General features: G+C 35.8%; 1 rRNA gene. It reads right to left on the reverse strand.

Annotated elements, in window-relative coordinates:
* Positions 1-867: 867 nt before the first annotated feature.
* Positions 868-983: ribosomal RNA gene (gene rrf / locus C9414_RS19215) — 5S ribosomal RNA — on the reverse strand.
* Positions 984-1,092 lie beyond the last annotated feature (109 nt).

A 1,092-nucleotide genomic window follows, 5' to 3' on the forward strand; every position in this document is an offset into this window, starting at 1 on the left:
ACCGCCGACCCTCTGCTTGTAAGGCAGATGCTCTCCCAGCTGAGCTAATCCTCCATATCGTGTCGTTTCGAAGTGTCTCTCGATCTGACAAATAGTATTATATAACGATAAGATATTGTTTGTAAAGACTTTTTTAAAATAATTTTTGAATTTATTTTAAAGCTGTTTTTTTCATCTTTTCGTTAAGGCACCTAAAGAAGTTTACCACTTGTCTCATCATTTTAAAAGCCTTTTTTTTATTTTTTTATGCTTTTTTGTTAAAAAGAGTACTAATAACTGTGGAAACAGCATTTTTGAAGCTTCTATACCCTTATTTTATTTCATATATCTCTGCATAAAAACTTTCAAATAAGAAGTTCTGCTATTATTTTATTTTTCTGAGAAATCTTTTTTGCATAAAAAAGTGTGAATATGTTGCTGGTCTTTACTATTTTTCAGCAAATCGTTTCACATCATTTTTTCTGCTGCTTCAAATATTCAACAGCTTTATCGTCTATATAAAATTTTAACAGGAGAAATAAAATGAGTATTGTTTCTTTCATGTCTTCTATCTTTTAAATTGGAAATCCAACAATGGCTGACCAACCCCTTCGGGATGAGGTCTTTCTATTTAGTGGCCCTATACATCCCCTTTCTATATCTATTTAGCCCAAGGTGAGGTTTTCTAGGCTTTTAGTGAAGCCCTTGATGATTTGAGCTGCCGATTCATATGATGACCGACATGTTAAATTGAAGGAGCATGAAGTTTGATTTATGTAGCAATCAACGAGGGAACAACCTATTTTTACTTTAATAACCTATTATATAGAAGCAAATCATTCAAAAACACAAAAAGACCAGTTCCGACTGGAACTGATCCTGATAGAAGCTTGGCGGCGTCCTACTCTCACAGGGGGAAACCCCCAACTACCATCGGCGCTGAAGAGCTTAACTTCCGTGTTCGGTATGGGAACGGGTGTGACCTCTTCGCTATCGCCACCAAACCTGATGGAGAGAATGTTCTCTCAAAACTAGATAACAATGTTCATGTTTCACATTAGAATATAGGTTAAGTCCTCGATCTATTAGTATCTGTCAGCTCCACGTGTCACC

This window comes from Bacillus sp. Nf3 (assembly GCF_003028545.1).
GTDB lineage: Bacteria > Bacillota > Bacilli > Bacillales > Bacillaceae > Bacillus > Bacillus safensis.